Origin of the sequence: Bacillus sp. 491mf, from assembly GCF_900112415.1 — a bacterium.
Lineage (GTDB): Bacteria > Bacillota > Bacilli > Bacillales > Bacillaceae_G > Bacillus_A.
The window spans coordinates 23,110-31,504 of sequence record NZ_FOLV01000043.1 but is presented as its reverse complement, the minus strand read 5'-3'; the positions used below and the strand labels follow the sequence as shown (position 1 = coordinate 31,504).

At 37.3% G+C, this 8,395-nt stretch carries 12 protein-coding genes; 7 read left to right on the top strand and 5 right to left on the bottom strand.

Annotated features, from left to right (window positions below):
- Positions 1 to 480: 480 nt before the first annotated feature.
- Entirely contained in the window at positions 481 to 960 is a 480-nt protein-coding gene (gene ytkD, locus BM211_RS22430; RefSeq protein WP_090999650.1) for an RNA deprotection pyrophosphohydrolase, read from the bottom strand.
- An 81-nt stretch (positions 961 to 1,041) separates the two neighbouring features.
- Positions 1,042 to 1,356 (bottom strand): hydrolase, encoded by a 315-nt coding sequence (locus BM211_RS22425; protein WP_090999648.1) that lies wholly within the window; start codon positions 1,354 to 1,356, stop codon positions 1,042 to 1,044.
- Between the two features lie 178 nt (positions 1,357 to 1,534).
- Between BM211_RS22425 and BM211_RS22420 the strand changes: the two genes are divergently transcribed.
- The 3 genes from BM211_RS22420 to BM211_RS22410 all read left to right on the top strand — a co-directional run bounded on the left by BM211_RS22420 (position 1,535) and on the right by BM211_RS22410 (position 2,363).
- Entirely contained in the window at positions 1,535 to 1,765 is a 231-nt protein-coding gene (locus BM211_RS22420; protein ID WP_090999647.1) for a DUF3953 domain-containing protein, read from the top strand.
- Between the two features lie 103 nt (positions 1,766 to 1,868).
- Positions 1,869 to 2,099, top strand: a complete 231-nt coding sequence (locus tag BM211_RS22415; protein WP_090999645.1) for a YczI family protein — start codon at positions 1,869 to 1,871, stop codon at positions 2,097 to 2,099.
- A gap of 33 nt (positions 2,100 to 2,132) precedes the next feature.
- Entirely contained in the window at positions 2,133 to 2,363 is a 231-nt protein-coding gene (locus BM211_RS22410; protein WP_035436268.1) for a YczI family protein, read from the top strand.
- Positions 2,364 to 2,595: 232 nt separating this feature from the next.
- Here BM211_RS22410 and BM211_RS22405 read toward each other — a convergent pair whose 3' ends face one another.
- Both BM211_RS22405 and luxS read right to left on the bottom strand, forming a co-directional pair.
- Entirely contained in the window at positions 2,596 to 2,856 is a 261-nt protein-coding gene (locus BM211_RS22405; RefSeq protein ID WP_090999644.1) for a hypothetical protein, read from the bottom strand.
- 117 nt (positions 2,857 to 2,973) lie between these two features.
- The gene (gene luxS / locus BM211_RS22400) at positions 2,974 to 3,447 is read right to left on the bottom strand and encodes an S-ribosylhomocysteine lyase LuxS (protein WP_090999642.1); all 474 of its coding nucleotides are present in this window, start codon (positions 3,445 to 3,447) and stop codon (positions 2,974 to 2,976) included.
- A 386-nt stretch (positions 3,448 to 3,833) separates the two neighbouring features.
- Between luxS and yidD the strand changes: the two genes are divergently transcribed.
- On the top strand, positions 3,834 to 4,064 hold the full coding sequence (gene yidD / locus BM211_RS22395; protein WP_090999640.1) for a membrane protein insertion efficiency factor YidD: 231 nt from the start codon (positions 3,834 to 3,836) through the stop codon (positions 4,062 to 4,064).
- Here yidD and BM211_RS22390 read toward each other — a convergent pair.
- On the bottom strand, positions 4,061 to 4,624 hold the full coding sequence (locus BM211_RS22390; protein ID WP_090999638.1) for a beta-class carbonic anhydrase: 564 nt from the start codon (positions 4,622 to 4,624) through the stop codon (positions 4,061 to 4,063). The genes yidD and BM211_RS22390 overlap by 4 nt on opposite strands.
- Before the next feature lie 218 nt (positions 4,625 to 4,842).
- Here BM211_RS22390 and BM211_RS22385 point away from each other — a divergent pair, with 218 nt between their 5' ends.
- The 3 genes from BM211_RS22385 (at position 4,843) to BM211_RS22375 (ending at position 8,346) form a co-directional block, all read left to right on the top strand.
- Positions 4,843 to 6,189 carry a cytochrome ubiquinol oxidase subunit I gene (locus BM211_RS22385; protein ID WP_090999636.1) on the top strand — a complete coding sequence of 449 codons (1,347 nt, stop codon included), beginning with the start codon at positions 4,843 to 4,845 and terminating at the stop codon, positions 6,187 to 6,189.
- The gene (gene cydB / locus BM211_RS22380) at positions 6,179 to 7,207 is read left to right on the top strand and encodes a cytochrome d ubiquinol oxidase subunit II (protein ID WP_090999635.1); all 1,029 of its coding nucleotides are present in this window, start codon (positions 6,179 to 6,181) and stop codon (positions 7,205 to 7,207) included. Before BM211_RS22385 ends, cydB begins: the two co-directional genes overlap by 11 nt.
- 107 nt (positions 7,208 to 7,314) lie before the next feature.
- Positions 7,315 to 8,346 (top strand): YdcF family protein, encoded by a 1,032-nt coding sequence (locus BM211_RS22375; protein ID WP_090999634.1) that lies wholly within the window; start codon positions 7,315 to 7,317, stop codon positions 8,344 to 8,346.
- The last annotated feature ends 49 nt before the right edge of the window (positions 8,347 to 8,395 follow it).

Below are 8,395 nucleotides of genomic sequence, written 5' to 3'. Positions count from 1 at the left end.
ATAACTTCCTCCTGCATTCTATTATTCCATTGAAATCATAAGCAATTTTGGTAAGAGATGCAATAACTATATACAAGTTGAAAAACAGATATAAAGAACTTTTCTTTTTTTGGGGGACGAGAGCGTCTAGCCATGCATAGAAGCGGCAGGGCCTGTTTCTGCCTCGGGCGAGGTTTAAAACAAAGGGAGAAAGTAGCGAGCATGTTGTGTTCTGCATAGTAGTGGTTTATCCCGCATTAACGGGCAGTAATACTCCCACCTCAAAATTCAGCGAAAGCATTGTCCAGCTCTAGCGGCTAGAATCTCCGGCCGTTTCCGCTTTTCTTAAGAAGTTAGGTGGAAGATAAACTGCCCGTAAAAGCCCGATTGGTGAGGGCTGATAATCAGTGGGGGATGAAGAAAACCCCCACTGATTAAAGTTTCACTTTATCCCGTACTAACAAACCTACTTCCGTAAAAATAAAAAAGAAATCGGTTGCTCTACTTTGTAAAACAGCCGATTTCTTCTATATGTCGCATTGTGCGCGCTAGTACGTCATCACGCATAATGAAACTGAAGCGTCTATTTTCTTTAATGTCCTCTGGAATTTGTGTCAATAATACAGATCCCTTCGTTTCTTCATAGTGCGTATGTTGTTCTACGGCACTAATTGTTGCAAAATAAATGTTTTTAATGATTATTTTGTCTTTTCCGGATACTTTATATTGTCCAATATACATTAAGCTCGACACAATGCCGCCCGTTTCTTCATGAACTTCACGAACTGCTGCATCTTCCGGTGTTTCCCCCTCTTCTACCTTTCCACCTGGAAATTCAAGACCACGGCGCAAATGATGGGTTAATAACCACTGATCTCCGTACCGGCACACAACCCAAACATGCTTTGGTTCAGGAGAAAATGGGTAACGTTCAAACGATAATTGTACAATGTTATGATAGTAATCTTTAAATGTGTACATGCCCTACTCCCCTATTGATGGTTACAAGTTTCTTACCATAAATTGTAGCACATTCTGACTAGTATGACTAATCTTATCCTATCATAGTCCATCGATAATCCCCATCTGTGCTATTAACTCTTTCGCCTCATTATCTCCAAGTTCGTAAATCATTCGATATGCTTTTTGCAATTGTTCATCATACCGATCATTATTGGAATCATGATGATATTCTACAAACGGCACATGCGAACGGACAAACGTCCCAAGATCTTCACGATACGCGTTATCAAAATACTCTCGCAGCCTTAGAATTTCTTCATCCGTCGCTTCAATCGTAAAACTATATGTATTGGCCATTTTCACTTGTGAAATTTCGCCATTTGCAACCGAAATATAGTATGTTTTCTTATCCATAGAACGTCCCTTCTTTCACCTACTTTACTTTCTATTGTTTTCATCTTTTACAAAAATATGTAAAAACATAATTAGTTTAGTGATAAAATAAACACAAGAGGCAATTCTTAGTATTCTGAATAATAAATCTTTTGTGGATTCAACTATTAAGAAAACGGTCATAAAGGAGAGATATTAGATGCTAACAGGATTACGTATTTTCTTTGGACTGCTTACAGCCGCTATCAGTATATACAGCTTGTCTACCAATAATGTTTCACTTATGCCTTACATACAATTGTCTCTCGCTCTTATGTTTATCATCATCGGTATTTCCGAAAGAAAAGCTGGGCGAAAAGACATGGGCATGACATCCTTTTTCGTTGCTGGATTCCTTTTCTTCGTTGTTATATCAATGTTCCTTCTCTAAACGGATACTGTATTCAGTCTCACCCTTTTAGTAGTGGGTTTCTGAAATAAAAAACGAATTTCTCCATCTTATTTAAAAGGATTAAGTTGAGGAGGGCATGAATATGCTCAAAATAGTACGAATTACTTTTTCCATCATCGCACTACTTTTAGCAACATTGGGACTTTTGACACATAACGCACTATTTTTACCTTATATGTTTCTCTCTTTAGGACTCATGTGTTTCTTTTCTGGTATTGCAGAATTCCAAAAACAGCAAGCATCTACTGGAATTTTACTGTTTCTTGCTGGTGCATTTGCGTTATATATTCCGCTCTGGGAGGTCTTTCGCTAAAAACTACCACAAAAAATGATAAGGGGGATTACGATGCTTAAGATACTTCGCATTCTATTTAGTACAATTGTTGTAATTCTTGCGGTTTATTCCTTTTCTTCGGAAAACGATCAGTTACTTCTTTATATACAAATCTTCCTCAGTCTTACCTTTATAACGTTGGGAATATCGGAAATTAAAGAACAGCGCAAATCAATGGGGATTTTATTCATTTGTGTTGCTATCTTTATGTTGTTTGTCGCCTTCGTAAAAATGCTCCGGTAATACTCTCGTATATCGGCGCTTTTTACGATATATCGACCGAAATGACATATTTATCAGCGCTTTTTGCAATATATCGGCGCTTCGACACGAAATAAAGACTCTTCGACAAATTTCGATATGTTTCTGTACCAAAAATAGTAGTTGCACATCCTGTATCAAGTAATACATTATCTAGCAAAAGTGTATTCCCATCGTAATGCACTGTAAACGATGCAATTGGAAGACCTAATATTCATACTCGTCCTCGCACGCCAATAAACTGTTGCTCTTCCACTTCAATTTCTTCTTTACTCGTATGGAATATATAAAACTCTCTTTTAGGAAACTCGCGATGTAATTTCTTATAAGCATTCCATGCATCGCTTGTATTTTTGTACTCATCTACCACAGACATTTCTTGAATCATGCGCTTATTGTCTTTTGAATATACAGAAACAGCCTCTATAGGTAAAAATGTATGCGGATATTTCCTTCTTACTTCTGACCAGTTCATTACAACCGCCTGGTTATCTTATTATTAGTGTAGCATACTTATTTCTCCTCAATGAAATTGGCTTTTTCGTTATTTACAAATAAAAAAGCTGCCCTTCCCAGGCAGCTTTCCCACGTATTATCCAAACACTTTCTCAAGTTCGTCTTTATCTTGGCTTAACCAGAAATTCATTAAGCGTTTTGCGCCTTCTAAGTCATGAAGTTTTGCTTGGCCGCACTGCGTTTCGTTTGCCGCAGGAATTTCTGTAATTTGTATTGCGTCTTGCAATGTTAACTCTAATAAGTCGATGATTTCGCGTACTGTTGGCGTACCGCTTACGACAAGGTAGTATCCTGTTTGGCAGCCCATTGGCGAAATATCAATAATGTCAAAGTGTGGATAACGATCGATATATTTACGTAAATTAAATGCTAATAAATGCTCTAGCGTATGAATCACATCTGGTTTCATCGCTTGTTTATTTGGTTGGCAAAAACGGATATCAAATTTATTTACGATACCGTCTCTTCCTACTTGATGAACGCCGCAATGTCTTACGTAAGGCGCTTTTACAATTGTATGATCTAATTCAAAGCTTTCTACTGATGGCATATTCATCTCTCCCGCTTTCATTTTTAATTCCTATATATCCAATATGATATAACGGAATTATAAATTAGTAAAGCATTATGTAACATTTTAATTTCCCAACATCTTTGTCTAGCTCCAGCAGCTAGAACAGTCGGTGGCTTCGCGTCTTCCGCCGAGGCAAAAAGCGCCTCTATGTCAGAAGCTCCATCCCCCTCTTGTTCTGATCGAGCCGCTTCCGCTTTGTTTTATAAATTGCTGCCATGCAGAAAAAATATGACCTGTACTCACTTTCTACCTTTCGTTTTGATCCTTACATGTGGCAGAAAAGATCCTCATTTTCAATGTGTATATATATATGTACAGACCGTGCTATAATACTTACAGCATATGCAGGAAAGGAGACTATTATGAAACACATTTTCATCGGTATTATTCGCTTTTATCAAAAGTTTATTTCTCCGATGACACCGCCAACGTGCCGCTTTCATCCAACGTGTTCTCACTACGGGCTCGAAGCGATTCAAACTCACGGTGCATTAAAAGGGAGTTGGCTTACAGTGAAACGTATTTTAAAGTGTCACCCATTTCATCCCGGCGGATTCGATCCTGTCCCAGAGAAAAAGCAGAAGGAAAATTAACCTTCGTAACCATTCACAACGATATCTAACTTTCCAGTGTCCGGATGAATAACAAGTCCGTGTACAGGCACTTCTATCGGCATAAGCGGATGGTTGTGAAGTATGGAAACACTGTGCTCTACGCTTTCTTCTACACTTGAGAATCCACGTAAAAACTTCTCTAAATCGATTCCCGAATAACGAAGTGTGTCTAGTTTCTCTGATGAAATGCCGCGCTCTTTCATCTTTTCAATTGTGCTGCTCGCTTGAATTTTCGCCATACCGCAATCATGATGGCCGACTACGCACACCTCATCTGCACCAAGTTCATAAATCGCAACTAAAATGCTACGCATAATACTTCCAAATGGATGTGAAATAACAGCGCCAGCTACTTTAATAATTTTCACATCACCGTTACGCATGTTCATCGCTTTTGGTAATAGTTCCACAAGACGTGTATCCATACATGAGATGATTACCATTTTTTTATTTGGAAATTTTCCTGTTTCATATTCCTCATATTTTTTACTCTCGACAAATTCTTTATTATATTGCAAAATCTCTTCTAGAGCTTTCATAGTCAATCCCCTCTTTCTTTGTGTAACTATAATGTAAGTGTACCAAAGAACCAAAAAAACCAAAAATGTATTGCTATATCCTAAGAATATAATTTTTCAGACAACAGTCATAATTCTTCCATAATTTCCACACAGTTCTGTAACAACTACCTCGGACTTTGCTCACATTTTCACTATAAACTAAATGTAGATAATGAAAAGAGGGAGTGAGCTTTATTATGTCCGACGTTTTGTTACTGAGTCGTTTTCAATTTGCAATTACAATTTTTTATCATTTCTTATTTGTACCGTTAACACTCGGACTTGTTATTTTAGTAGCGTTCATGGAAACACAATATGCACGTACATTAAATCCGACATATCGAAAAATGGCAAATTTCTGGGGTAAGTTATTTACGATTAACTTCGTAATGGGAATTATCACCGGGATTACGATGGAGTTCCAGTTCGGAACAAACTGGTCTGAGTACTCTAAATATATGGGAGATATCTTCGGATCTCCACTAGCAATAGAAGCACTTGTTGCCTTCTTCTTAGAATCTACTTTCATGGGAATTTGGTTGTTCGGTAAAGATAAAATTTCACCAAAGTTCCGTGCTTTCTCTATGTGGATGGTTGCACTTGGAACAAACATTTCTGCACTTTGGATCATCACAGCGAATGGCTTTATGCAAAACCCAGTTGGTTATGTAGTCCGAAATGGCCGCGCTGAATTAAATGACTTTTGGGCACTTGTTACAAATCCATATGCATGGCATATGTTCTTCCACACTGTTGTTGGTTGTTATATCGTTGGTGCATTCTTCGTTATGGCAATTAGTGCGTATCACTTACTACGTAAAAACGACGTTGAATTCTTTAAAAAATCATTTAAGTTTGGTTTAATATTCGGTTTATTTGCAGCAACTGCAACGCCATTCATCGGTCACGAATCCGGTGCTTTCGCAGCGAAAATGCAACCTGCAAAAGGTGCAGCAATGGAAGCTGTTTGGGAAACTGGAGAAGGACAAGGTTTCTCAATTATTCAAATCCCTGATGTGAAAAATGAGAAAAACTTCGAAGCATTAACAATTCCAAAACTCGGCAGTTTCTTCTACACAAATTCATTTGATGGAAAAATTGTCGGTTTAAAAGATATTCCGGAAGACGAACGTCCAAACGTAAATCTTGTTTATTACAGCTTCCGTTTAATGGTTGCGCTTGGTACATTCTTTATGGCCCTTACATGGTTTGGTTTCTATTTAAGCCGCAAAGGAAAACTAGAAAACTCAAAACGTTTCTTAAAACTTACAATATGGTCTGTATTACTTCCATATGTAGCAATTAACGCAGGTTGGATTGTTGCAGAAGCGGGACGTCAACCTTGGACAGTATACAAACTAATGCGAACAGCAGAATCAGTTTCACCAATTTCTGTACCGCAAATTTGGTTCTCTTTAATTAGCTTAATCTTATTCTACACTTTACTATTAATTGCTGATGTGTACCTTATGTTAAAATTTGCGAAAAAGGGACCTGCAGCTTTAGAAGAGACTACAGAGGGAGGTGCAGCTCATGTCTCATGATACACTTGCAATTATTTGGTTCGGCTTATGGGGCGTGATTTGGACAGTTTACTTTATTCTCGATGGTTATGCACTTGGTAACGGAATGATTTTCCCATTCGTTACGAAAGATCGCCAAGAACGCAATCAGCTGCAAGAAGCAATTGGACCGTTCTGGGGCGGGAACGAAGTATGGTTAATTACAGCTGGGGGAGCAACATTCGCTGCTTTCCCAATCACATATGCAAACATGTTCAGTTACTTATATACACCGTTATTCTTAGTATTACTTGCTCTATTTGCTCGTGCAGCAGGACTAGAATTCATGCATAAAGATGATTCACCAGTTTGGCAAACTATTTGTAAATGGACATATGCCGTTGGTAGTTTCTTAATTGCTTTCTTATTCGGTGTTACATTCGCTAACTTGTACTACGGATTACAAATTGGTAAAAATGGCTATGAAGGAAATTTACTTAGCTTATTACACCCTTATGGCATTTTAGGCGGCCTATTCTTCACAGCAATCTTTGTCGTATCCGGTGCACTTTGGGTTATGATTAAAGCGACTGGTGAAGTATCAGATCGTGCTTATAAAATTGCGAAACCATTTTCAATGGCAGCAGCAATCATTCTGGCTATCTTCTACGTTGCAACTGCAAATCGTACAAACTTATTCCAGAACTTCACGGAATATCCTGTACTGTTTTTAATCCCAGCACTTGCGATGTTACTGAGTGTCATCATGATAGTAATGGTTTTCAAACGTAAAATTGGCTTAGCTTTCACATTTGTTTGCTTAACAATCGCTACGTTTATGGCAACTGGTTTTGCTGGTATGTACCCAAGAATGCTACCATCTCGTATTAACGATGCATACAGCACAACATTATTCCAAGCAGCAGGTAGTGAATTAAACTTAAAAATTATGTTCTTTGTTGCCATGGTAATGGTACCAATCGTTATCGGCTATCAATTATGGAGCTACACAATCTTTAAAGAGAAAATTCATAAAGACTCTGCAAAAGGGTATCACTAAAATGAAAAACCATCCTTTATCCGGGATGGTTTTTCTATTCCTTTCTTTACTCCTTGATATATAATGAAAAAGGAATTTATTAGAAAGTTGAGGTATTCACAAAAGTTATGTTTTTAGAAATCATTACGTTTATTTTACTTATTATTTTTCTAATCTTTTATTTAAGAGATCCAAGAAGATTAATAATTGGCTTTTTATTTAACCTGTTTTTTTGCTCATTCCTTATCCTTTGTCTTTATTTAGGTCTTAGCTCAAATAATGAGATACTTAAAATAATTGCAGTTATACCTCTTTTTATCATTGCCTTTATGTTAACCTTTGGTATATTCGCTTTAATGATCGGACTATTTCTTAATGCAAGAATTTTAATGAGAAAAGAAGGGCGACGCTTTTCAAATTGTTTAACTTTATTAGCTGGTCTAGGTATTTTATTCAGTATATTATTCTTACTATTTGATCCGACTCGACTTTTATCTCCTCATTTCCAGCCGATTTTTACAGGCGTATTTTTCATTGTAATATATTTCTTTTTCCATTTATTCAACTTCTTAACAGCTTATTTTCTGTATCAGTTCAATAAACCAAGACGCAATCAAGATTTCATTATCGTTCTTGGCAGTGGATTAATTCATGATAAAGTGCCGCCACTTTTAGCAAGCAGGATTAATAAAGCGATTGATTTTTATTGGAAGCAAGCGGCTGTTGCTTCTCCGCCTACAATCATTTTCTCTGGTGGACAAGGACCGGATGAAAATCTTCCTGAAGCGGAGGCGATGCAAAAATATGCTGTTAAAAAAGGAATTCCTACCCGGCATACCGTGCAGGAAAATCGTTCTGTAAACACATATCAGAACATGCTCTTCTCAAAACAAATTATGGATTCATTAAAAAGTGATACATACAATAGTATCTTTACAACGAACAATTTCCACCTGTTCCGTGCTGGCTTATACGCAAAACAAGCTGGCCTCAACAGCCAAGGAATTGGTTCAAAAACCGCTTTCTACTACTGGCCAAATGCAATGATTCGGGAATATATTGCAATCATTGTTATGGAGCGTAAGCGTCATACTAAGATCGTAGGAGTTATCTTAGGCTTCGCTGTCTTCTTAACAGTTCTTAACTTTTTATTTAGTTGAATTATATGAGAAAAGGAGCTGTTCCATAAGTCGAATTTTTGACTATGTG